Here is a 22,018-nt window from a genome sequence, read left to right on the forward strand (position 1 = left end):
GCCAGGTGAAGCGAACGCGGAAGGTGCGTCGGCGTGCGAGGCGGTCTCGATGAGCGCGTTAGACCCCCCCGCCGCACCCACCAGGCGGGGCAGGTGTCCCGCTGGGGAACGCATCGTCAATGACGCAGTTCATCTCGAAGCGCGGCGTGGCGAACGTGCCGCCCGTCATCGCGACGTTGTGCCAGTAGCTACCGTCAGGGAATTTCTCGCCGTTGCACCAGGCGACCGCCAAAATGCCGCCCTTGCCACCGGGACAATCGCTGATGGAGAGGTTGGGCTTGTGGGTCGGGTCGGCCTGGGCTGTGCCAGCGGACAGAAGCGCCGTGGCACCGAGTACCGCCAGCGCTGCGCCGAGGGGTTTGGTCCTGGTCATAGCAAGCGAGCCTACGGTTTCGGCCTGCCGTGAGGGCGGATTTAGATGACTCCGTACAACCCGCCTGAGTGGCCGTATTGCGGTCAGCCCGAGCCGCGTCGGCAGAGACCCAACCGGCCACCGCGAAATGGCAACTCGACTACCCCGCGTCCGGTGACGGTGAACCGGCCTGGTTAGTCGTCAACTTCGGACCATCCTGGCAACGGTGGCGCATAGGCGTCGTGCGGCCAGTCCCCGCGCCAGAAGATTCGCCCGTTTCGCCACACGAACTCCACGTCATGCAGCGACTTCGTTTCGACGTGCGAGCTACCTGGGATTTTCAACCGGACAGCCACGGTGTCATCTGTGCAGGCGTCGTGACGCAGAGAGACGAACGCGCCAGCCTTCGGAGTGCCCTGCCCTCGGAACTCCCCTTTGTGATAGAGCGCGATGTGCATAGGCGAGCTGACAGTCGCCATCTCGATGGTGTGCAACGTGGCGGAGAGCGTCGCGGTCGGGTCGTAATTGCCGTCCGAGGGGACAGGGTGCCACTTCCGATCAACGTGTGGGTGCGGTGCGAACGATTCGACGGCCTGACGCACTTCGGGTGGAACCTCGCTCATGGCGGGTCACACTACGCCCCAGCGCCGCCCACGCCCCACCGACGCGGGTGCGCTCGTGTGATCGGCCGTCCCGAGCCTCTTCAAAAGCTAAGAAGACAGATGGCTTTGAACTTTAACGCGAAATAGTTATTTATCCATAAGGACCGCCTGTGAATTCGCCCGATCTGCGGCCTGAACGCTTGGCGGGTGGATGCAGTTTCGGTAAGTTGCATTTATCGGGGTCGGCCTGACCCGCAAACCCGCATTGGAACAGAAAGGCCACGTCCATGGGCCGAGGTAACACCGCGCCAATTTCAAGCGCCAATCCGCAATTTAAAACCGACCTCAACAAAAAGTTGCAAAAAAGACTTCTCTCTACGCAGGAAGCCGCAACGTATCTCGGAATCAGTATTCCAACGTTCCGCCGCTATCGCGAAATGGGGCGAATCCCGTTCAAAAAGGTTGGCGACAAGCTTTACAAGTATGAAGTTGCAGACCTTGACGATTTCGCTCGCAAAGTCGGAGTGTAAGCAACACTCCAAAACCCGAAAACCGGGAAGCCTGAAAGGAATTTCATAATGGACGACCAATTATCTGACGAGGACACACGTATCTATCAGCTCGCACAAGAGCAAAAACTTGATCCTGTCCGCGCAGTAATAGACAACCGAAAAATTGCGACGATTTCTGATCCGAAACAACGAATGCATCAGCGACGGCATCTGACCGGCGTTACCCTGCCGCTTAATCGTGATGACGAAGAGATGACCGACTTTGTAGCGGTATCGAAAAACTGGCAAGGTCGCTTTGAACATTTAGATTCGCGGGTGGAATCTATCATTTCACAAGCGTTTGAGAGTGAACCCACGCGCAAGTACCGAGCGTTTCACTATTTAGAACCGGCTGACAACCTGATCCGTTCCATCCCAGAGAAGGTGATGCGAAATTTTCCCGCTGGTATCGACGTGGCCCCCGATCAGATTATCGCGATCGCCCCGTCGAGACCCGGTGAGTATTGGAAAATCACCAGCGTCGAGTCATTACACATGGTCATGGACCTGCTCTCGCTCGACATCCACTGCGATCTGGATCTGATGAGGAACACCGATATCGGACCGTGCCTCGATAAATACTCCTGGTTACGAAAGCTAAAAAAGCAGGATGAAAACGGCTGTGTAGATAAAGACGGTTTACCTAACCCGCACCAGCGCGAGTTTATACCGAACTATTTCGGAACGGCGCCGTTCGCGGTGGGCAATGTGATTGCTCTGGCACGTATTTGCACAATGTGCTACGGCGCATGGCTTTACCAAAATCACGTCGATACGACCAAAATCGGCATCATCGAACCCATTAGCGACGGTTTTGGCAGTGTTGGCGGTGGCCCGATCACCAAGAGCGAATATAAGTGGGACCCAAAGGTTGTCAAGCAGGTCAGGCGCGAGTGGCACCTGCGTAATAGTCGCTGGCCATCGACTATTGAATTGCAAACGGCATTACAAGATGCGGAGTTTGTCGGCGAGGGAAGCGAAGAGCCGCAAAAGATCACCGATAAAAGAGCAAAGCATAGGAAATCATGATTGGGTGGGTTGCCGCCGCATAGCGCGGCGGGTCTCCGTGGAAATGAATGGCCGCATCGGTAACGTCCCATAAATGGGCAAGCCCCTGCCTGGGAATGAGGAAGCCCAGGCAGGGGGCCGAACAGATCAGATCGAAGGGCGATCCAAGTTGACAACTACTACGAAGAAGCTGTCATGACCATTCAAGCACATTTTCAGCGGCGCAGCCAAGACGAATCGCCGCACATTCCCGACGTTGATGATCTGTCCCTGTTTCAAGCTGCTTTAGCTTACGCAAATGCGGGCTTGTATGTATTGCCGGTAAAAATCGGAAAACACCCCGGCAGCGTTGTGGGTGATGGTTGGCCCGAGCAGAGCACCCGCGATCCTGACGTTATCGAAAGCTATTGGGATCGCCCCGAGCAGCGTGGAATCGCCCTGCATACGGGCAAGTCAAACCTGATCGCGTTCGATCTCGATGTCGACCTCGTTCCCGACGAACTCGACTGGCTCAAGACAGGTCTATTTCAGAGCACTCGCGGCCGTCATGGGGGTGCGCGCGGACATTACGTGTTCGCCAGCGATGAGATTTACATCTCCGGTGACCTCACGCTCACCGATGGCACGAAGGTTGGAGATGTTCGATCCGGCAATACGGTGATCATTGCCGAACCGTCGCAGCACGCCAAAGCCGACGAAGGTGGTCAGTACCTTTGGATCACCAAAGGTGACCTACCAGCGCTTCCCGATCAAGCACACGGATACCTCACGCCGTATGGGACCACCAGGGCGCGGTGGTCGGCCTCAATTGAAGCGCCTGACGAACTGGTCACCCAAGCCCTTGCGGACTGGACTGCCAATACCCGACCGAAAGCACTCGATGGCCCGGTCAAATCCATCAGGCAAACCCGAGCAGCGACCTACGCGACGACTCGCAATGTTTTGCGGTTTGCAGCCAGTGAGGCCCGCGTCGGCTTCTACCCGCTCAAAACCATGATCGAAAACACTCGCGCGGCCATGCTCGACAGCTACACCCAACGCGGCGAGCCGCAGAAGTTCTCAGATCACGAATTTGGCCGGCTGGTGGCCAACGGTGTCGGTTACGCATTGAGCCGCAGCCCACGAGACATCTTGGACGAAGCCAACCGCGACTACGACAACGATGACCTAGCGCAGCTCTACACAGCGTTCTGGAAGTCGTCGCCGCAGCTTTCGGATTTGCATCAGTTCGCGCAGGCCCGCTTAGTCGGCCCGTGGTCGATGCTGGGCGCAACGCTGGCGCGTGTTGTATCGGCCATCCCGCCGCATGTGGTTCTACCGCCGATAGTCGGGTCATACGCCAGCTTGAATTTGTTTGTGGCTCTTGTCGGTAAGAGCGGAGAGTCTAAATCGGCGTCGATGCTTGCCAGCGCTGACTGGCTCACGGTCGAACCCGACTACGAAGCGTCTAAACCCGGTAGCGGTGAAGGATTAGCCAAATGCTTTGCCTACAAAACCAAGTTGCCTAACGGTGGTGGCTGGTCGCAGATCGGTAAGCAATGGACCGTATTGGCTCAAATCCCCGAAGTGGACACGCTGACCGCAACCGGCAGCCGTGGCGGTGCGACCATCATGAGCACCTTGCGCGAAGGTTGGTCCGGTGAGCGCTTGGGCCAAGATTACGCTGGTGATGATAAGCGAATTGTGTTGCAGAAGAACCGTTATCGGTTGTGCTTGGTAGTCGGCGTGCAGCCGTTACGCGCTGCTCCGCTTTTCGATGATGCTGATGGCGGCACGCCACAACGCTTCGTCTGGTTCACCGCCGTCGATGACGATATGCCTGATGTAGAACCTCCCACGCCGCCTACGCTGAATCTTGGTCGCTGGGAAGCGAATCCGAAGTCATTCCCGCTCAGTATCGACGCTGACCGTAACCGTCAGCTAGCAGACCGCACCGATCCGGCTGACTACGAGGTGTTGAAGGTTCCCGACATCGCCAGCGACGAAATCAAAGCGACGCAACGCGCTATCCGTGCCGGAAACACCGAACCGCTCGACGGTCACCGTCTGTTGGTTCAACTCAAAGTCGCCGCAGCGCTAATGGCGCTAGAAGGACGACGAAAAAATATCACCGAAAACGACTGGCTCAGAGCTGCAACTGTCATGAAGATGTCCGATCAGACTCGTAAATCGGTGATGAATCAGCTTAATGAGCGAAAATCCGAACAGAACGCGAGTCGCGGCCGGTTTGAAGGTGAACGAGCGGACATCGCTGAGCAAGTAAAACTTGATCGTGCCGTCAACCGCATTACAAACAACTTCGTGAACCATCTGGAATCCGGTGGTGGTGAAATGGCCCGGGCTCTGGTCCGAAAGAAGTTCAGCGCGCGTGATCGAGTTTATTTCGATGATGTAGAAACTTCGTTGATCGAATCGGGCCGCATTAAGAAATACTCAAGCAAGAATGACGGGCCAGGTGGTTTCATTTTGCAGCTAGTGAAGGGCTCTAGCAAATGAATCTAGAAGCGTTCCCGAGCGCGCACGCACACGGTGGACACGGTGGACACGGTGGACACGACGTGCGAAACGCGGTTCGGACCAAAATCCAAACTACCAGGAAAGATAGAAATATATGTTTGGCTGTATAGGGGCTAGCGCGGAGTTTTCACGGGACTTGTCCACCCTGTCCACCCTGTCCACCGTGCGTCAGACAGGACGGGGCCAAGCCAGCAAACTAGCAAACGAGCAAGCGCCCGAAACGGGGTCTCCATCATGAGCGTTGAGGTCATCGCACGAACACCGATGCCGATGTGCGGAGCGCAATCGTGTCGTGGCGTAGCTGACCGTGGTGGCTTATGTGTGTTGCACCGTCGAGCGTTTCAACTGACTACGAAGGTGCAGGATGCACTTTTGGAATTTGTTAACGGTATTCGCCCTTTGAGTGCGAATGACAAAGATATTGTTTCGGCCGGTGACTATTTGGCAGATGGATTGAGTCTACTGGTCGGGGTGGTCTTCGATGAAGTTATCGAATTTGACAAACCTTTGCTTGTCGTGGACTACGGCGAAGAAGGGCAACGGCGACCACGATGGCGAGTCGATTTAAAATGGCAAATTGCAGATGAAGGATATGATGATGAGTGAGCTATCGGAAGGTCAACCTATCGAAGGCCGTGACTGGTCGAAATCGCCTGTGCCGCATCGCCAATGCACCGGACATAAAAAGAGTGGCGAACGGTGCAAAAACGCTGCGATCCTCGGTGGCACGGTCTGCAAATTTCATGGTGGAGCAGCCAAACACGTTCGTAACGCCGCCCGCGTCCGTCTTGCAAATGCCGCTGATCGCATGGCGCGCGAACTGCTCAATATGGCAACTGCCGACAATGTGTCAGATTCGGTGAAGCTGGCCGCTATCCGTGACGCTTTGGACCGCGGCGGTATCAGTGTCAAGGCGGAAATCGAAGTCACTGCAAAGCCTTACGAAAGCATCTTCGAACAACTGACGGGCGGATCACGTGACGCACATCGGTCCGCTGTTGGTGCTGGCGAACCCACAGCGGGGACACAAGAGCTTCCCGCCGCGAACCATCAGCCAATCGACGCACAGATCGTTGACGATTTGAATGACGACGACGCAGTTGATTTGGGCGACTACGCCCGACCGATCACACCAGAGAGCTACGAAAGTGGCTCTGCGTTCGACTCAGAGCGATTCGGCCCAGCCTCAGCGCCACCGACTGACGGCCTGATGAGCCTTGAGGATGCCAACGCCGAAATACGCAGGTTGCAGACTGAGGCTGCTCGGGCTATGCGCGAGCAGCGAGCGCTACCACCAGGCCGCAGCACATAGCGAAAGCGGCTGTAGCGCAACATATTTCAAATCGCACGCTGATCTGGATCGCACGTGGATAGCACAGCGAAGGTTAAAATAGCTGTTGACCAGGCAATACCGGCTGGTAAAGCATCAGCCGGATTGCTTAACCTCGTAGAGCCACGCCCATGTTTCGATGGTCTGTTGCAAATGCTCTGGATACAGCCGTGGCCTGTCGGTGTCGTCATGCCAATTCTGCGCCTGAGCCTCATACAGCGCTACCGCACACTCAGCCATCGACACCGCGTTATTGACGCTTTCCGAGATCATTCGCGACATATCAACTTCACCGCTGGGCATGTAGTCCAGCGGCCACTTGAGGCCGTGAACGATTGCGGAACTTACGTTGTAGAACGAGCGCGCCACTTCTTCGAACGGATACCCGACACGACCGTACGGCCCATTGCCCTGGTCGTGGGCTGGCGGGTGCTTGTCGAGCCACCGCGCAGCCGCAACAACAACAGCGCTCTTCCCCAGTACGGGCACTTTTGTCGTTTTTTGTTGTGCCCGTTCTAATATCGCCTCGCGCTGTTTGTGCAGACGCTCGTGTTCCAGAAACTTCTTGTGCTCATCGGGTAGCTCTTTGCCAGGTCCGTCTTTGAACCACTTGCGCGTGGAGCTGTGATATCCCTTCTGCTCCCGAAGTTCTGACGCGGTGAATCGAACGCTAAGGTTGCGTCTCACATTCCGGTCCACGCTCGACAGCAGCCATATGGTTGTGGCTGCTGTCTCGGTCGCCATGCGGCTCAACGTCAATAGTGACGTAGCGTGACTATCACGGGATTGCGCGCGTCCAGCGATCAATTCAGCAATCGATGTGATGCTGTCAATTCCATTCATGATTGGGAAAAGGGCTGTGCCGCTAACCATGTCGCCTGCGTAATCGGTCATGAATTCGGCATCATCTAGGGCAAGGCTGCTACCGGCGTCATACGGGTGTCGCCGTACGCCCATCGCCCACGGATTGAGTGCCGCACCACGTTTGGCCTTTGCTTCTGTGCGTCCAACGATTTCCAAAGTCTGGGCTCGATTCATCAACGCCGCGAGTAATTCCATCGGGTCCGGTTGGTTCATTAGGCCGTCGCGGCTTCGTCGGCTACGAGCGCCAGCTTGGGCTTGGCTGCCAACTCAGACAACGCCGCTGCAATCTCAGCATCACGACCGGACACCTGGTGTTGATACCGGAGCGACGCCGACACAGTCGAATGACCCAAATGGTTCATCGTCTCGACCAGGTTGCCGACGCGTGCAACCTGAGTGCCTGCGAAGTGACGCAAATCGTGAATCCTAATGTGGTGTAAACCAAGCGATGTCAACGCAGGTCGCAAAGCGTCACGGATAACCTTGTCGCTCAGGTGGCAGCCACCACGAACCGGCTTAAATAGCAGATCGTCGGTGTCGGGACCCACGTAGCTAGCTAGATGCGCAGCGATATCATCACGAATATGCGGTGGTACCACCACGATTCGGGGTTTTCCGCTCTTTGGCGTATCGATCCGGCATCCTTCACGATGGGTGAAAGCACGGCCAACCGAAATCACTTCGCAACCCTTGCCGATGTCTTTGCGTTTCAGTTCGCATACCTCTCCGTACCGCAAACCGCACCACGCGCTGATCAGCACGTATGCTTTAAACCGTTGTGGTTTGATCGTGTCGGCAATCTGAGCCAATTCGCTAACGGATGGAACGTTGGCTTGCGTTTTGGATTTGACCGTGGCTGCGCCGTCGATCTGGCAGGGATTGCGGTCGATCAGCCCATCTTTGACTGCTGTCGTGCAAATCGACTTCAGCAATCCGTAAGCGTGACTGCGAAGCGTTGGCCGATCGGTCAGGGTTGCCGCATACCAACTTCGCACCATCTGCGAGGTCAGGCTCGATACCGCCACATTGCCTAGCTTCGGTTCGATGTGGTTGGTCAGGATTGATTTGTAATGGATTCGGGTGCGCGGCTTAAGATTTCGCTGTTCGATCCACCGCGAGGCGAAAACGCTCAACGTTTCTTTGTTGACGGTTTCGACTTCGGCTCTCGCCGCTGGTGATGTCCAAACCCCGATACCGAGCACCGCGTCATCGATCATGCGACGTTCGCGGCCAAGCCACAGCTCAGCGCTCATCTTCGATTCAAATGTCTTGGGCGCGTTGTGTCGCTTTCCGTCAGGGCCGATGTAGGACGCCTGCCAGCGCTTTGACTTGTTGGGAAGCTGGCGGATATATCCCCATCCGCGGTGGTTCTTGGTCGCGCTCATTTGCATTTTCCTTTGGCCTTGATTCTGTCCCGGTTTTCATTGATTCGAGATAGGTTTGCTATAAAGCCAGCCGTAAATCATCCTGACCAGTGCGTTTTGCTATCCCATGCTATCAGTGTGCGATCCAGCCTTGTAGATGCTTGCCGAAAGTTACCGGAAGTTACAGACGTGTTGTTCGTGAAACGCCAGCTCATAAGGCATAAATGCTGATCATGCGGTCAGCACAACGAGCCGCGTCGGCTAATTCGATCCCAGCCGGGACCACCAATCACCGCAGGTCAAAACGCTCCACCCGAGCGCCGGCCGCCAGTGTGACGGCTCGACGCGGCTGACCGGCCCCAATCCGACCGGCCCTGCCGCCGCTTCGTATTGCAGGCGCCGTCCAGCCCCGATAAGTTCGCTGTATGCGAACGTGCGCCGGGTCGTGAACCGGGCTGCAATGCGCATCCAGGTGCACGTCCGGCAAGTTAGCGAGTTTGCTCGTCGCGCCGGGCGCCTGGCCGGAATCTCTTCGTTCGTCAACGGCTCCTGACGCCGACGCTCATGGTGGTGGGGTTGGTGCTAACGGGGACGCGGGCCGCGGAGGCCGAGGCCGTCTCCCAATTCCTCGATACCTGCCGGGCCGAACCCGCGTGCCTGCTGGTGGAGGGTGAGGCCGGTATCGGCAAGACCACGTTGTGGCTGGCCGCGCTGGAGCAGGCCCGTGAGCAAGGGATGCGTGTTCTCACCGCGCGTGCGGCAATCACGGAATCGGTGACGGCCTACATCTCGCTGGCCGACCTGCTGTCGACCGTCGATCGTGCGGTGCTTGACGCGCTACCCGGACCCCAGCGCCTGGCGATCGACCGGATCCTGTTGCAGGTCAGCGACGACGGCCTGACGACCGATCAGCGTGCGGTCGCGGCGGCGTTTCTCTCGGTCGTCGACATCCTGGCCGAAAACACTCCGGTGCTGGTGGCCATCGACGACCTCCAGTGGCTGGACCCCTCGAGCGCTCGCGTGGTGGCATTCGCGGCACGACGGTTTTCCGGTCCGGTCGGCCTGCTGGCGACCGTGCGCACCGGTGACGGTGACGATGTGTCATGGCTGCAGCTCGAAAAGCCGAACGCCACAAGGCGAATGACACTCAACCCCTTGGCCATCGGCGCGCTGCACCAGGTCATCACCGCACGGTTGGGCCGCTCGTTTTCCCGGCACGCCATGCTGCGCATCCACGAGGCGTCCGGCGGTAACCCGTTCTACGCCATCGAGTTAGCGCGCACCATCCCCGAGGGCGAAACGGGCATCGAGATGACGCTGCCCACCACCTTGACCGGGCTGATGGCCTCCAAGATCGGCGTGCTGGATGAGGATCTTCGCGACATCCTCCTCGCCGCCGCATGCCTGGCCAGGCCGACCATGGAAGCCGTCTCGCAGGCGACCGCCCGGGACGTCCAGGAGTGCGTGGACCGACTGTTGGACGCCGAGCGGCGCGGCATCGTGACCATCGATCGCAACCGTGTGCGGTTCACCCACCCGCTGCTCACCGCCGCGGTCTATACGATGGCCACACCCACGCAGCGGCGCGTCATGCACAGGCGGTTGGCGACCGTGGTCGACCACCCGGAATTGCGGGCTCGCCACCTGGCGCTGGCCGCCACCCACGGTGATGCGGAGACGCTGACGGCCCTCGATGCCGCAGCCGAGTTGGCCAACAGGCGCGGGGCGCCGGCGGCCGCCGCGGAATTCATCGAGTTGGCCAACGAGCTCGGCGCCGTCAGTCCTGAACGCCAGATTCGCTGCGCCGCATTCCATTTCAGCGCCGGCGACGCCGCACGCGCGCGGAGCATCCTCGAGGAAGTCATCGGGACGCCCGCGCCGGCGAATGTACAGGCCGAGGCGCTCAGCCTGCTGGGGATGTGGGCGTTGCTCGACGGCAGTTCACGGGACGGCGCCCGAAAGCTGCAACGGGCCGCGGATGCGGCCGCCGGAGACGACAGGCTGCTAAGCCACATACTCACGACATTATCGTTCGCACGCCTCAACATTCACGAGTTCGACGCCGCCATCGACGCGGTTGACGAGGCGGTCGTCACGGCGTCCCGGCTGGACGACCGTCAGCTGCTGAGCCAGGCGTTGAGCATGCGTGTGCTGGTGCGATTCCTGGTCGGCGAGGGTTTCGACGAAGAGGAATTACGGACCGCATTGACCCTGGATGACGGCGACGATCCGTCCTCGGCCACGATCTGGCCGACGCTACATCGCGCCGAATTGCTCATCGGCACAGGCAGACTCGACGACGGGCGCCGGGAACTCAGAGCAATTCGGCAACGCTATATCGATCGCGGCGCCGAAAGCGAAATGATGGTCGGCGCGTTCCACAGCGCGCTCAATGAGATGTGGCGCGGTGATTTCGCGGAGGCCTCGCTCATCGGGGAGGACGCACTACAACGCGCGCGCCAGCTCGACGCGGACCTGCCGCTGGCCGTGGCGCTGATGATCCAGGCACTGGTGGCCGCCTATGCCGGCGACGAGGCGGTCGCACGCCGCGATGCCACCGCCGCCTTGGCGGCCGCCGAGCGCTGCGACTCGCCCGCGCTGGTCACCGTCTGGCCCACCAGCACGCTTGGCTTTCTCGAGGTTTCGCTGGGCGACTACGAAGCCGCGCTGCAGGCACTTTCACCGCTGCTGAGCGAGTTCGAGCGAAGCCCGCGCGCCACAGAGATTTTCGTCACCCCTTTTCTGCCCGATGCCGCCGAAGCCCTGATTCAGCTCGGACGGCTCGATGAGGCGCGGCCCCTCATCGACGTCTTGGAGGCCAACGGACATCGGTTGGGCAGGCCGTGGATGCTGGCGTCGGGTGCGCGTTGCCGGGCAATGCTGCTGGCCGGGGGCCGAGACCTCGGTGCGGCGCTGGCGGCCGCGCAACGGGCGATGGCCGAACACGAGCGGTTGCCCATGCCATTTGAGCGCGCCCGCACGCAGTTGCTACTCGGAGAGATCCTGCGCAGGCAGCGCAGCCGGGAGAATGCCGCCGCGGCGATGCGGGCGGCGGTGGATACGTTCGTGGAGCTGGGCACGCCGCTGTGGGTGCGGCGCGCGCGAAGCTCGTTGGAGCGCATCACTTTCGGCCGAGCCGACGCCCAGGTGCTGACGCCGGCCGAGCGCCGGATCGCCGATCTGGCGGCGGCGGGCAAGACCAATCACGACATCGCCTCGGGGCTGTTCATCAGCCCCAAGACCGTCGAGGTTCATCTCTCACGGATCTACCGCAAGCTCGGCATCCGGTCACGCGCCGAACTCGGCCGCCGCCTCGACCAACTGGAAGTCGATTCCTGACACGGCGTCCGGCCGCCGGAAAGTGTAGGGAAATCCCTAATTGATACGGCGGGTGCTGCGGGCGTTTGCTGGACCCACCGCGCGGGCGGCGGTTGCCTCATCGACGAACAAGAGACATACGGGTGAGACCGTGTGTCGCGCATATCGAAAGGAACGCCATGCCAACGACTCCGCGCTTGCACACCATGGCCGCTGTGCTCGCGGCCGTCGCCATCGCCGCTAGCAGCGCACCGCAGGCGATGTTGCCGAGGGCCCAGGCCCACCCGGGCCAACACACCGTGGTGTACCGGATCCTCGGCGGTGGTGACGTCTTCTCCGTCATCCCCGACCCCGGAACACCGGTGTATCCGGCGAGCACGACCACCTGGGTTTCGGTGCCTTGGTCGCAGACCGTGCAGGTTACCGGTAATCCGTACCTGGCGTTGAACTACACCGATAAAACCGGCGGCCCGCACGACTGTGCGATTCAGGTGGACGGCCAGCCCGTCCCGCTCACCGAACACACGACCGGTAGGTGCGCGTACCAGATCCCCGGCCCCGCGCAGTAATACGCGGACGGCGACGACAACGACACGAAGGAGAGCAGCGGTGAAGCATGGGATCGTCGTCGGCGCAGCCGGCATGGCCGTCGTCATCGCGAGTTGTGCTGGCTGTTCCGGTAAGTCAAACACGGGCGCATCAAACCCGCCGGCGCCCGCCGGACCGCAGGTCATCGTCGACGGCAAGAGCCAGAACGTGACCGGCGCGGTCACCTGCAACCCGTCCGGGAACAGGATCACCATCGGCATCGGCGACGCGGCCAACGGTCTGGGCGCGGTGATCAGCACCGACAACCCGCCCATCGTTCACGCGGTCGGGCTCGGCATCGTCGACGGCATCACGCTCGGCTATTCCGACGCCGCACCGGGTCAGGGCGGATCCGCCGGGGCCGCGGCAAGCGGCAAGTCCTACCAGATCAAGGGCACCGCGACCGGTGCCGACACCAGCGACCCGCACCAACCGAAGCCGGTAACCAAGCCCTTCGAGTTGGACGTGACCTGCCCTTAGAAGGGAACGCAACCGATGTCCATCAAACGTCTCGCCGCAGCAGCCGGAGTCGCTGCGGGCCTGGGCTTGTCCGTCGCGGGGGTCAACGCGGGACTCGCCGGCTCCGCCCCGCCGTTGGACCCGCCGCCGTGCCCCAACGGGCAAAAGGGCTGCTCCGGTGTCCCCAACCCCGGCCCCGGGTATGGGGGCACGGGGACGGTGCCTGCTCCCGGGTCACACGTTCCCGGGGCCGGCGGCGCAACGCCGACGACCACGCCGCCGCGAAACAGCACCCCGCCCCCGACCACTTCGAAGCCGTGGAGTACCACTCCGCCGCCGACCACCTCGAAGCCGTGGAGTACCACTCCGCCGCCGACCACCTCGAAGCCGTGGAGCACCACTCCGCCGCCGACCACGTCTGCGCCGTGGAGCACCACTCCGCCGCCGACCACGTCTGCGCCGTGGAGCACTTCGGGACCGACACCGTCGCAGTGGAGCACTCCGGCGCCCACGACCTCGATACCGTTCTCGTGCCCCGCCTGGCATCCGGACTGCACCCCTGCAAACCAAAACCCGGGTCCCAGCCCCAGCGCCGGCCCCGGATACGGGGGCGCCGGCTCGACGCCGCCGTCACCCTCGGCGCCGTGGGGCGGCTCGCCGCAACCGACCCCCAACCGCCCGATCCTCAACGCGCCGAACTATCAGCCGCCACACGAGCCGTACTACCCGCCGCGTGGTCCGATCTTGCGCGGCGCTCCGCAAGTCGGCGGCCCCGTCGACCTGCCCGGCGGCTTCTGGATTCCGGGTCAGGGGGCGCCGCCTCCGCCGCGGCCGAACGGCTACGGCTGGAATGATGGCCCCGCTCCGGGCCAGCCCCCACCCAACTGGGAGGGTCCGCCGCCTGCCGGTGGCTGGAACGGGCCACCGCCGGCCGGCGGTTGGAACCGCCCGTGGACCGGGCCACCGGTTGACGCGTCCTATGGGCAGCGCTATTTCGCGCCGTTCACCTACAACACCTACACGGTCCTGCCGATCTTCAACTGGCAGTACGGCGGTTGGGGTTACTGGTTCGACGGCATCTGGACCCCGTTGTACTGAGCCACTGCGGGTGGCTGTCGAATTCGCCTCAGGCACAGACATTCTCAAGAAGAATCGGCTAGATACTCACTGGGCCAAGCGAATTCGGCGACCACTTCAGTCGAAGGCGAGCGACCATCCGATGACGGCGCTGATCCGTTCCGCGGGTGCGCCCGCGTCGACGCAGACCCGCGCGACGGTTTCCGCCGATTCGGCGGCGAAGATGCCGAAGGCATACTCATCCGCGGGAACCGCCAACGCCATCAGCAGTCGGATCTGGCTGCCGCTCGCCGCCATGGATGTCGCGCTGTCGTTGAGATGTCCGGCCGTCTCATTGATGGAATGCGCGTGCGCGTCAGGGCCGTACCACTCGACCAGGAAGCGTTCCAAGCCCGCGCCGGCGATCACCATTGCCCCACGCTATTGCGCTGCACGGCCCGCCGATATCAGGGATATTCCTACTCTTTGGCCCTCGCGACGACGCCCCAACGTAGGCTCGCGCGCTATTGCCTGATCGTGCTCGCTGAGCGACCATGAACTGCATGAGTAAGGTAACCCTAACTACCGAGCTGCCGATCCCGGTCGAGACGGCGTCCGCACTGGCGCGCAAGCCCGAGCTGATGCGGCACGTGTTGAGCCCGGTGCTGCGGGTGTACCGGCTCGACGTCCCCGAGCGCATCGAGGTGGGCACCCAAGGATCGGCGCGGTTCTGGTGGTTCGGCGTGATCCCGGCCTGGACGCATCACCTCACCATCAAGCGACTCGAGCCGACCGAGATCTACACCAACGAGCACGGCGGACCCGTCCGGACCTGGAATCACCGCCTGACGTTCGAACCCATCGACGAGCGCAGCTGCCGTTACACCGACGAGATCGAAACCGACGACGGCCTGCACGGGCTGCTCACCCGCGCCTTCGTCCGGGTGATGTTTCGACACCGGCATCGGCGATGGCGCAAGCTCGCGCGGATCCTGCACTGACAGCGCACACCCGAGAGAGGACGGCGAACCATGGTCGGAAATCAAGAAGGCGTCGGCATGCTGAAACTCGAATGCCCGCAACGCCATCCCGTCGGCAGAATCCTCAAAGACGCCCCGCATCAATCCGTGCAGTTCGACCCCGGGGCTCAGGTCGGGCCGCGGCGGTTCTGGCCGGACGAAGACGAACAACCAAACTTCAAGGCGCTCTGCAGGTTCTGCGACAAGCCGGTGGGGGACGCCACGTCGACCCTGCAGTCCAAGCTCTCCTCGGTGATCGCCGACGCGTCCGCGACGGCGGAGACGGCGACGCTGCCTTACGTGTAGGCGGCGGGTCGCCCGGATACTGTAAGAGCTACAGTAGCGGCGCGACGCATCCGCGGAGCCGACCCGAGAGGAGTCCCGTGGCGCAGACACCGCAGAACACCCCCCGTCCGCCCGACGGCGACTGGTTGGGCACGCCGTACCTGCGCTTCGAGCGCCACGGACCGATCGCCGTGTGCACCATCGACCGGCCCGAAGCGCGCAACGCGCTGAGCCCGGCCATGTACTTCGGAATCCGTTATGCGGTGGGACGTCTCAACGAGGACCCGGATCTGGCCGGGCTGGTGCTCACCGGAACCGGCGACGTCTTCGCCCCCGGCGGCGACATGGGCGGCGGGGGAGGCGAGGACAACTGGATCACCTTCGGTTCGGCGCTCGGCATGGACGTGACGCCGTTCGACGCCGTGCGCACCTCGGCCAAGCCCATCGTCTCCGCGGTCAACGGGCTGTGCCAGGGCGGCGGGTTCCAGATCGCGTTGTGCAGCGACCTGTCGGTGGTCAGTGATCGGGCGACCTTCCGGGTGCCCGAGTTGTTCCGCGGCTACGCCGACACCTACTACAGCCAGATGCTCACCCGCGTCATCGGGCCGGTGCGCACCCGCGACCTGATGTTCACCGGTCGGGTGCTGACCGCGGTCGAAGCCCTCGACTGGGGCCTGGTCACCAGGGTGGTGCCGCACGAGGGCCTGCTTGACGCGGCGAACGAGCTACTGGCGCAGTGCTGTCGAACCGCACCGCGTGCCCGCGGCGTCATCAAGTCCAGCATCGACGGTTACCTGGGCCTCTATGACCGCATCGGCATGACCGCCAGCCTGTCCGACGCCGAGGCCATCGAAGGCTTCCGCTCGTTCAAGGAGCGCCGCTCGCCCGACTGGGTGCATCCAGAGCTGCGCGTGCAGGGACGCCTATAAGTCGATCCACTCGCCGTGCGGGGCGACCCTGAGCACGTCGCTGATGCCGGCCTGATCGAACGCCGCGACGAATTCGTCGACGCCCTCGGCGAAATGGGCCCAGCCGTCGACGTGGGCGGGGATTACCGTCCTGGCGCCAAGCAACTCGGCCGCGGCCGCCGCGCGCGCCGCGGTCAGCGTCAACGGTCGCCCACGCTCCTTGGTGGGCACGCTCGCCGCACCGGCGAACAGCACGGCGATGTCGACCCGACCGACGCGATCGGCGACGTCTTTGACCGCGGTCATGGAGGCGTTGTCGCCGCTGAGGTACACCGTCGGCAGGCCCGGCCCGGACAGCACGAAACCCGTCACCTCGCAGTTGATGTGGCCGCCGGCGTCGCGCCGGCCGTCGGCCGGACCGTGGACCGCCGGAACCGCTTGCACGGTAAGCGACGTGGATGCGCCGTTGAGTTCGTGGGACTGCCAGGGCGCCACGCCGACCGCCGGCGGACCCAACCGGCCCGCGGCGCCGGGATGGGTGAGCAGCAGGGGCGCGGCCAGCGCCATGCGGCGGCCCTCGTCGTCGAAGTTGTCGGGATGCTGGTCGTGGCTGACCAGCACCACATCCACCGGCCCGAGGGCCTCGACGCTCACCGCGGGACCGGTGAGCTTGGTCAGGTAGGCGTGTACGCCCGGCGGGTCGAACGTGGGGTCCATGACGATCCTGCGGCCGGCGATGTCGATGACTGTCGTGGGACCGCCCAGCACGCTGATCGCGCAGTCGCGGCGCGCGGCATCCAGGCGGGTGCTCATATGCCCCGCGCCCTATCGCGCCAAAACGGTTCCCGCAGCTCGGTTTTCAGGATCTTCCCGCTCGCGTTGCGGGGGAGTTCGGGCACGAAGTCGACCGTGCGCGGACATTTGAAGCCGGCCAGATGCTCGCGGCAGAATTCGATGATGCCTTTCTCGTCGACCTCGCCGTCGGCCACCACGATCGCCTTGACCGATTCGCCCCAGAAGTCGTCGGGCACCCCGATCACCGCGGCGTCCTCGACGGCGGGATGCTCGATGAGCACGCTTTCCACCTCTGGGCCGTACACGTTCTCGCCGCCGGTGATGATCATGTCCTTGATGCGGTCCTCGATGTAGACGTAGCCGTCGGCGTCCAGCCGACCGATGTCGCCGGTGCGCACCCAATCGTCGGCGGTAATCGTCTCGGCCGTCGCGTCCGGCCGGTTGAGGTAGCCCGTCATGTTCTGGTTGCTGCGCACCCAGACCTCACCGGACTCGCCGGTCGCCAACGGGTTACCGGTCTCGGGGTCGGCGATGCGAATCTCGCAACCCAGCACGGCCTTTCCGGCCGCCAGTTGCAGCTCGGGCCGCGCCGCGTCGCGGTGATCGTCGTCGGACAGCGCGGTGACCGCCCCGCACAGTTCCGTCTGCCCGTACACCTGCACGAATTTCGTGTTGGGCCAGGTGGACAGCGCGCGATGCAGCAGCGGTAGCGGCATCGGTGCGGCGCCGTAGACGATGTAGCGCAGGCCGGCGAGGGCCGCGGTCGCCGCCTCACCCGCGTCCAGGAACCGGGCGATCACCGGCGGGACGAAGAACGCGTGCGTGGCGCCGGCCCGCACCGCGCCGATAAGCGTTGCCGCGTCGGGCTCACGGGTCATGAATGTCGGTGCACCCGAACGGATTCCGAATAGCGCATAGCCGATCCCGCCGACGTGGAACAACGGCATCGCCACCAAGTTGGCGTCGCCCTCGTCGAAGGGAAACGCCGGAGCCAGGTTGGACGCGTGATTGACCAGCGCGCGCTGGCTGAGCAGCACGCCCTTGGGGCGTCCGGTGGTGCCGGAGCTGTAAATCACCAACGCCGTCTCGTTTTCGTCGACGCTCGCGTCGGCCTGCGTCGGGGGCGCCGCGGCGAGCAACGATTCGTATTCTTCACCGACCTCGATGATGCGTTCCACACCCGGGACCCGCTCGGCGGCGGACACGGCCGCCGCACGCAGCTCGGCGCCGACGAGCAGCACGCGGGCGCCGCTGTCGGTGAGGACGTGGACGAGTTCGTCGCCGACCACTCGCCAGTTGACGACCGTGGTCACGACGCCGATCGAGGCGCCGGCGATGAGGACCTCGAGACAGGCGGGGTGGTTCTTGTCCAGGAAGGCCACGCACTGGCCCCGCTCGAGGCCGGCGGCGCGCAGCGCACCGGCGGCGCGACGGATCCGCGAGCTCCACTCGGCCCAGGACCACTGGCGTTCGCCGTACCGGATGGCGACCGCGTCGGGCCGGTGCTGTGCGTGTCGTTCGACGATGCCGGCGAGCGTCTCCGCCGTGCTGGTCGCCGTCTCGGCTGATGGCATGAACCCCTCCGCGGTCGATTCGTACCAGTTTGTAATACGCGGTCGGTTGCACGCGTGCGACGCCGACCTTCGCCCGCGCGGGTCGCTAGCGGCTCATTGCAGGGAGCTGATCATCATTCCGCCCTCGCCGGCGGCCTGACTGGTCGCGCTGCTGTCCTGGCGGAAGTCGATGAACGCCGATCGGCCGTTCGAGGCGTTCAGCAGCTCGGTGAACGTGCCGATCACCGGGATCGCGCCCTGCGGGTTCACCACAGTCGCGGTGTAGTCGACGGAGGCTTCCTGCTGGAAGTTGGGGCCGGGCAGGGGCTTGGTCTCGGGCGCGGTCAGGCGGTTCACGTCGGTCAGGATGGCCGATGCGCCGCCGGTGAACTGGTCGATGTCGGCCTGCAGCAGCCCGGCGGCGTCCGCGCCGCCCGCGGCTTTGACCGTGATCCGCAGCTGCGCGGTGGTGTCGGCGTTGTTCAGCGCCACCCAGTTCGGGCCGCGGTTTCCGACGGTCCAGCCGGGGGCCGGGGTGACCGAGACGCCCGGCGCGATGGCGACGGCGTCATCGGACAACAGCGCGACCGCGGCGGTTGGCGCGGCCCGGTCGACGGGGGAGCCGAGCAAGACCACCGCGGTGACGGCGGCCGCGCCGATCGCCCCGAAACGCCATCCGGTCCGGCGCGACCGCGCCCGCTGCTGAGGTATTGACATCGGCCTATCGTCCTCCAGCTGGCACGGCTATGTCCAAGACGGGTTTGCTATGGCTCGATACAGCCGGCCTATCGAACGCCTGCATTGGTAAAGCCAACGGCGCGAACGTGTGTCACCATGACGGGGCCGAACCGCCCACCACCCGTGAAGGATGCGACATGGTGAACCCCGACCGCGCCCGTTCCCGCACCTTCGTCGTGACCGGCGCCGCGTCCGGAATCGGGTTGGCCACCGCGCGACGGTTGTTGGCCGAGGGCGGCACCGTGATCGGCGCCGACGTGGCCGCCCCGCCCGACGACCTGGGCGCGCGGTTCACCTTCGTCTCCGCCGACGTGACCGACGAAGCCGCGATCGCCGCGGTGCTGGCCGCCGTGCCGGGCCGCCTCGACGGCCTCTTCCACGCCGCCGGGGTCGCCGGGGGAGGCCCGGTGCACCTGCTCGAGCGCGCCGAATGGGATCGGGTGATCGGGATCAACCTCACCGGCACCTTCCTGGTGGCCAAGGCGGCCCTGGCGAAGATGATCGACCAGCCCCGGGCCGACGGCGAACGCGGCTCGATCGTGACGGTCGCTAGCGTCGAAGGCCTGGAGGGCACCGCCGGGGGCAGCTCGTACAACGCGGCCAAGGGCGGCGTCGTGCTGCTCACCAAGAACATCGCCCTCGACTACGGGCCGAGCGGCATCCGGGCCAACGTCATCTGCCCCGGCTTCATCGAAACACCCATGGCACACAGCGTCTTCAGCATTCCCGGCATGGAGGGACCGCTGGCCTCCATCACCAAGGAGCACGCCCTGCAGCGCCTGGGGCAGCCCGAGGAGATCGCCGCCATGGCCGCCTTCCTGCTCTCGCCCGACGCCTCCTTCGTCAGCGGCCAGGCGCTCGCCGTCGACGGCGGCTACACCGCCGGACGCGATCACGGTGTGGTCGAACTCTTCGGCTTTCCCGACTGATCCAACTAAGATTCGTCCATGAGCGGTGCACTTACTCCTGACCAGGCGATCGAGGCGATCCGGGGCGCCGGCGGAGCACAGCCTGGATGCCGCGCGCTGCACGCCAAGGGCACCCTGTACCGCGGCACGTTCACCGCGACCCCCGACGCGCTCATGCTCTCGCGCGCACAGCATCTCGATGGTTCTACGGTCCCGGCGCTGATCCGCTTCTCCAACGGATCGGGCAACCCTGAGCAGCGCGACGGCGCACCCGGGGTGCGCGGGATGGCGGTGAAATTCACCCTGCCCGACGGCTCCACCACCGACGTTTCGACGCAGACCGCCCGGTTGTTCGTCTCCAGCACGCCCGACGGATTCATCGATCTGCTCAAGGCGATGCGGCCCGGTCTCACCACGCCGCTGCGCATGGCCAAACACCTACTCACCCATCCGCGGCTGCTCGGCGCGTTGCCCCTGCTGCGTGAGGCGAACCGGATCCCGGCCAGCTATGCCACCACCGAATACCACGGCCTGCACGCCTTCCGCTGGATCGCCGCCGACGGCAGCGCCAGATTCGTTCGCTACCACCTGGTTCCGACCGCGGCCGAGGAGTACTTGTCGGGGTCGGACGCCCACGACAAGGATCGGGACTTCCTCACCGACGAACTGCAGACGCGGCTGGACGGCGGGCCGGTGCGGTTCGACTTCCGGGTGCAGATCGCCGGTCCCACCGACTCGACCGTGGACCCGTCGGCGGCCTGGCAGAGCACCCAGATCGTCACCGTGGGCACCCTGGCCATCACCGGTCTGGACACCGAGCGCGAGCACGGCGGCGACATCGTGGTGTTCGATCCGATGCGGGTGACCGACGGCATCGAGCCGTCCGACGATCCGGTGCTGCACTTTCGGACGCTGGCGTATTCGGCCTCGGTCAAGCTGCGGACCGGCGTGGAACGCGGCGCGCAAGCCCCGCCCGTCTGACCGGCCGACCCGGGCCGACGCTCGCCTCGCGCCGAAATCGGCGGCACGCTAAGGTTTTTCTCCGGTGTCGCCATTTCAGATGTTCCTCATATGCCTGGCCGGGCTGGGTGCCGGTGCGATCAACGCGCTGGTCGGGTCCGGCACCCTGATCACCTTCCCGACGCTGGTCGCGCTCGGCTATCCGCCGGTGACGGCCACCATGTCGAACGCAACGGGTCTGGTCGCCGGCAGCGTCTCGGGGACCTGGGGCTATCGCGCCGAGCTGCGCGGCCAGTGGGATCGGCTGCGGTGGCAGCTCCCGGCATCGTTGGCCGGCGCGGCGCTGGGCGCGTACCTGCTGCTGCATCTGCCCGAGAAGGTGTTCGCCGACATCGTGCCGGTGCTGCTGGTGCTGGCGCTGGTGTTGGTGGTCGTCGGGCCGCGGATCCAGGCGTGGACGGCCCGGCGCGCCGAGCAGGCGGGTCGCTCGCCCGACCACGTCAGCCCGCGCCGGATGGCGACGCTGGTGTTCGGCACGTTCGCCGTCGGCGTCTACGGCGGCTATTTCACAGCGGCGCAAGGGATTCTGCTGGTCGGCCTGATGGGCGCCCTGCTTCCGGAATCGGTGCAGCGCACCAACGCGGCCAAGAACTTATTGGCGTTGATGGTGAATGTGGTTGCCGCCATTGCCTATACGGCGGTGGCGTTCGATCGGATCAGCTGGCCGGCCGCCGGGCTGATCGCGGCGGGCTCACTGGTCGGCGGGCTGCTCGGCGCGCGCTACGGGCGGCGGTTGTCGGGCAATGCGCTGCGGGCGATCATCGTGGCCGTGGGACTGATCGG

The 22,018-nt window shown here is 63.7% G+C and carries 23 protein-coding genes; 15 read left to right on the forward strand and 8 right to left on the reverse strand.

Annotation, left to right across the window (positions count from 1 at the left end; all coding sequences use genetic code 11):
• Positions 1 to 58: 58 nt before the first annotated feature.
• Positions 59 to 373 carry a hypothetical protein gene (locus A5659_RS12075; RefSeq protein ID WP_067181265.1) on the reverse strand — a complete coding sequence of 105 codons (315 nt, stop codon included), beginning with the start codon at positions 371 to 373 and terminating at the stop codon, positions 59 to 61.
• A gap of 173 nt (positions 374 to 546) precedes the next feature.
• Positions 547 to 975 (reverse strand): LppP/LprE family lipoprotein, encoded by a 429-nt coding sequence (locus A5659_RS12080; protein WP_067181279.1) that lies wholly within the window; start codon positions 973 to 975, stop codon positions 547 to 549.
• 266 nt (positions 976 to 1,241) lie between these two features.
• Between A5659_RS12080 and A5659_RS26940 the strand changes: the two genes are divergently transcribed.
• The 5 genes from A5659_RS26940 (at position 1,242) to A5659_RS27715 (ending at position 6,342) form a co-directional block, all read left to right on the forward strand.
• Positions 1,242 to 1,484, forward strand: a complete 243-nt coding sequence (locus tag A5659_RS26940) for a helix-turn-helix domain-containing protein (RefSeq protein ID WP_082976037.1) — start codon at positions 1,242 to 1,244, stop codon at positions 1,482 to 1,484.
• A gap of 48 nt (positions 1,485 to 1,532) precedes the next feature.
• Positions 1,533 to 2,534 (forward strand): hypothetical protein, encoded by a 1,002-nt coding sequence (locus A5659_RS27705; RefSeq protein ID WP_156749152.1) that lies wholly within the window; start codon positions 1,533 to 1,535, stop codon positions 2,532 to 2,534.
• A gap of 174 nt (positions 2,535 to 2,708) precedes the next feature.
• Positions 2,709 to 5,009, forward strand: coding sequence for a bifunctional DNA primase/polymerase (locus tag A5659_RS12090; protein ID WP_082976038.1), 2,301 nt, complete (start codon positions 2,709 to 2,711; stop codon positions 5,007 to 5,009).
• A 255-nt stretch (positions 5,010 to 5,264) separates the two neighbouring features.
• On the forward strand, positions 5,265 to 5,636 hold the full coding sequence (locus tag A5659_RS27710) for a hypothetical protein (RefSeq protein WP_156749154.1): 372 nt from the start codon (positions 5,265 to 5,267) through the stop codon (positions 5,634 to 5,636).
• A complete protein-coding gene (locus A5659_RS27715) occupies positions 5,608 to 6,342 on the forward strand; it encodes a hypothetical protein (protein ID WP_156749156.1) in 735 nt (244 codons plus the stop codon). The genes A5659_RS27710 and A5659_RS27715 overlap by 29 nt, the downstream gene beginning before the upstream one ends.
• 114 nt (positions 6,343 to 6,456) lie before the next feature.
• On the opposite strand, the gene A5659_RS27720 is transcribed toward A5659_RS27715, so the two are convergent.
• Both A5659_RS27720 and A5659_RS12100 read right to left on the reverse strand, forming a co-directional pair.
• Positions 6,457 to 7,437, reverse strand: coding sequence for a hypothetical protein (locus A5659_RS27720; protein ID WP_156749158.1), 981 nt, complete (start codon positions 7,435 to 7,437; stop codon positions 6,457 to 6,459).
• On the reverse strand, positions 7,437 to 8,609 hold the full coding sequence (locus tag A5659_RS12100) for a site-specific integrase (protein ID WP_067181328.1): 1,173 nt from the start codon (positions 8,607 to 8,609) through the stop codon (positions 7,437 to 7,439). The genes A5659_RS27720 and A5659_RS12100 overlap by 1 nt, the downstream gene beginning before the upstream one ends.
• Before the next feature lie 549 nt (positions 8,610 to 9,158).
• Here A5659_RS12100 and A5659_RS12105 point away from each other — a divergent pair.
• From A5659_RS12105 to A5659_RS28960, 4 genes are all read left to right on the forward strand, one after another.
• Positions 9,159 to 11,927, forward strand: coding sequence for an AAA family ATPase (locus tag A5659_RS12105; RefSeq protein ID WP_369829375.1), 2,769 nt, complete (start codon positions 9,159 to 9,161; stop codon positions 11,925 to 11,927).
• A 158-nt stretch (positions 11,928 to 12,085) separates the two neighbouring features.
• Entirely contained in the window at positions 12,086 to 12,475 is a 390-nt protein-coding gene (locus tag A5659_RS12110) for a hypothetical protein (protein WP_156749160.1), read from the forward strand.
• 40 nt (positions 12,476 to 12,515) lie between these two features.
• Positions 12,516 to 12,974 carry a lipoprotein LpqH gene (locus A5659_RS12115; protein WP_197497985.1) on the forward strand — a complete coding sequence of 153 codons (459 nt, stop codon included), beginning with the start codon at positions 12,516 to 12,518 and terminating at the stop codon, positions 12,972 to 12,974.
• A gap of 15 nt (positions 12,975 to 12,989) precedes the next feature.
• Positions 12,990 to 14,051, forward strand: coding sequence for an MAP_0585 family protein (locus tag A5659_RS28960; RefSeq protein ID WP_369829376.1), 1,062 nt, complete (start codon positions 12,990 to 12,992; stop codon positions 14,049 to 14,051).
• 96 nt (positions 14,052 to 14,147) lie between these two features.
• On the opposite strand, the gene A5659_RS12125 is transcribed toward A5659_RS28960, so the two are convergent.
• Positions 14,148 to 14,441 (reverse strand): hypothetical protein, encoded by a 294-nt coding sequence (locus A5659_RS12125; RefSeq protein ID WP_082971993.1) that lies wholly within the window; start codon positions 14,439 to 14,441, stop codon positions 14,148 to 14,150.
• A gap of 122 nt (positions 14,442 to 14,563) precedes the next feature.
• Between A5659_RS12125 and A5659_RS12130 the strand changes: the two genes are divergently transcribed.
• The 3 genes from A5659_RS12130 to A5659_RS12140 all read left to right on the forward strand — a co-directional run bounded on the left by A5659_RS12130 (position 14,564) and on the right by A5659_RS12140 (position 16,242).
• Positions 14,564 to 15,010, forward strand: coding sequence for a hypothetical protein (locus A5659_RS12130; protein ID WP_066862321.1), 447 nt, complete (start codon positions 14,564 to 14,566; stop codon positions 15,008 to 15,010).
• A 30-nt stretch (positions 15,011 to 15,040) separates the two neighbouring features.
• Positions 15,041 to 15,334, forward strand: a complete 294-nt coding sequence (locus tag A5659_RS12135; protein WP_066862324.1) for a hypothetical protein — start codon at positions 15,041 to 15,043, stop codon at positions 15,332 to 15,334.
• A 77-nt stretch (positions 15,335 to 15,411) separates the two neighbouring features.
• Positions 15,412 to 16,242: an enoyl-CoA hydratase/isomerase family protein gene (locus tag A5659_RS12140; RefSeq protein WP_066862327.1), complete on the forward strand. Its 831-nt coding sequence runs from the start codon at positions 15,412 to 15,414 to the stop codon at positions 16,240 to 16,242.
• Here the strand turns inward: A5659_RS12140 and A5659_RS12145 are convergent.
• The 3 genes from A5659_RS12145 to A5659_RS12155 form a co-directional block, all read right to left on the reverse strand.
• Positions 16,237 to 17,022 carry an MBL fold metallo-hydrolase gene (locus A5659_RS12145; protein ID WP_067181332.1) on the reverse strand — a complete coding sequence of 262 codons (786 nt, stop codon included), beginning with the start codon at positions 17,020 to 17,022 and terminating at the stop codon, positions 16,237 to 16,239. The two genes, A5659_RS12140 and A5659_RS12145, sit on opposite strands and share 6 nt — an antisense overlap.
• A gap of 8 nt (positions 17,023 to 17,030) precedes the next feature.
• Positions 17,031 to 18,590 carry a long-chain-fatty-acid--CoA ligase gene (locus A5659_RS12150; protein ID WP_067181311.1) on the reverse strand — a complete coding sequence of 520 codons (1,560 nt, stop codon included), beginning with the start codon at positions 18,588 to 18,590 and terminating at the stop codon, positions 17,031 to 17,033.
• 93 nt (positions 18,591 to 18,683) lie between these two features.
• Positions 18,684 to 19,286, reverse strand: a complete 603-nt coding sequence (locus A5659_RS12155; RefSeq protein ID WP_067137499.1) for a hypothetical protein — start codon at positions 19,284 to 19,286, stop codon at positions 18,684 to 18,686.
• A 158-nt stretch (positions 19,287 to 19,444) separates the two neighbouring features.
• Here A5659_RS12155 and A5659_RS12160 point away from each other — a divergent pair, with 158 nt between their 5' ends.
• The 3 genes from A5659_RS12160 to A5659_RS12170 all read left to right on the forward strand — a co-directional run.
• Complete coding sequence (locus tag A5659_RS12160; RefSeq protein WP_067137509.1) at positions 19,445 to 20,236, forward strand: SDR family NAD(P)-dependent oxidoreductase; 792 nt, start codon at positions 19,445 to 19,447, stop codon at positions 20,234 to 20,236.
• 18 nt (positions 20,237 to 20,254) lie between these two features.
• A complete protein-coding gene (locus A5659_RS12165) occupies positions 20,255 to 21,196 on the forward strand; it encodes a catalase family peroxidase (RefSeq protein WP_067181314.1) in 942 nt (313 codons plus the stop codon).
• Positions 21,197 to 21,275: 79 nt separating this feature from the next.
• Positions 21,276 to 22,018 (forward strand): sulfite exporter TauE/SafE family protein (locus A5659_RS12170; RefSeq protein WP_156749162.1); only part of this gene is annotated, 743 nt, incomplete at its 3' end.

The sequence above is a fragment of the Mycobacterium sp. 1165196.3 genome (genome assembly GCF_001673415.1).
GTDB classification, from domain to species: Bacteria; Actinomycetota; Actinomycetes; order Mycobacteriales; family Mycobacteriaceae; genus Mycobacterium; species Mycobacterium europaeum_A.

Bases quoted from the DNA above. Each gene is read 5' to 3' on its own strand.
- A5659_RS12075 (WP_067181265.1), bottom strand. From the start codon at position 373: ATGACCAGGACCAAACCCCTCGGCGCAGCGCTGGCGGTACTCGGTGCC.
- A5659_RS27710 (WP_156749154.1), top strand. From the start codon at position 5,265: ATGAGCGTTGAGGTCATCGCACGAACACCGATGCCGATGTGCGGAGCG.
- A5659_RS12080 (WP_067181279.1), bottom strand. From the start codon at position 975: ATGAGCGAGGTTCCACCCGAAGTGCGTCAGGCCGTCGAATCGTTCGCA.
- A5659_RS12125 (WP_082971993.1), bottom strand. From the start codon at position 14,441: ATGGTGATCGCCGGCGCGGGCTTGGAACGCTTCCTGGTCGAGTGGTAC.
- A5659_RS26940 (WP_082976037.1), top strand. From the start codon at position 1,242: ATGGGCCGAGGTAACACCGCGCCAATTTCAAGCGCCAATCCGCAATTT.
- A5659_RS12165 (WP_067181314.1), top strand. From the start codon at position 20,255: ATGAGCGGTGCACTTACTCCTGACCAGGCGATCGAGGCGATCCGGGGC.
- A5659_RS12135 (WP_066862324.1), top strand. From the start codon at position 15,041: ATGGTCGGAAATCAAGAAGGCGTCGGCATGCTGAAACTCGAATGCCCG.
- A5659_RS28960 (WP_369829376.1), top strand. From the start codon at position 12,990: ATGTCCATCAAACGTCTCGCCGCAGCAGCCGGAGTCGCTGCGGGCCTG.
- A5659_RS27720 (WP_156749158.1), bottom strand. From the start codon at position 7,437: ATGAACCAACCGGACCCGATGGAATTACTCGCGGCGTTGATGAATCGA.
- A5659_RS12110 (WP_156749160.1), top strand. From the start codon at position 12,086: ATGCCAACGACTCCGCGCTTGCACACCATGGCCGCTGTGCTCGCGGCC.
- A5659_RS12155 (WP_067137499.1), bottom strand. From the start codon at position 19,286: ATGTCAATACCTCAGCAGCGGGCGCGGTCGCGCCGGACCGGATGGCGT.
- A5659_RS12090 (WP_082976038.1), top strand. From the start codon at position 2,709: ATGACCATTCAAGCACATTTTCAGCGGCGCAGCCAAGACGAATCGCCG.
- A5659_RS12100 (WP_067181328.1), bottom strand. From the start codon at position 8,609: ATGAGCGCGACCAAGAACCACCGCGGATGGGGATATATCCGCCAGCTT.
- A5659_RS12160 (WP_067137509.1), top strand. From the start codon at position 19,445: ATGGTGAACCCCGACCGCGCCCGTTCCCGCACCTTCGTCGTGACCGGC.
- A5659_RS27705 (WP_156749152.1), top strand. From the start codon at position 1,533: ATGGACGACCAATTATCTGACGAGGACACACGTATCTATCAGCTCGCA.
- A5659_RS12130 (WP_066862321.1), top strand. From the start codon at position 14,564: ATGAACTGCATGAGTAAGGTAACCCTAACTACCGAGCTGCCGATCCCG.
- A5659_RS12150 (WP_067181311.1), bottom strand. From the start codon at position 18,590: ATGCCATCAGCCGAGACGGCGACCAGCACGGCGGAGACGCTCGCCGGC.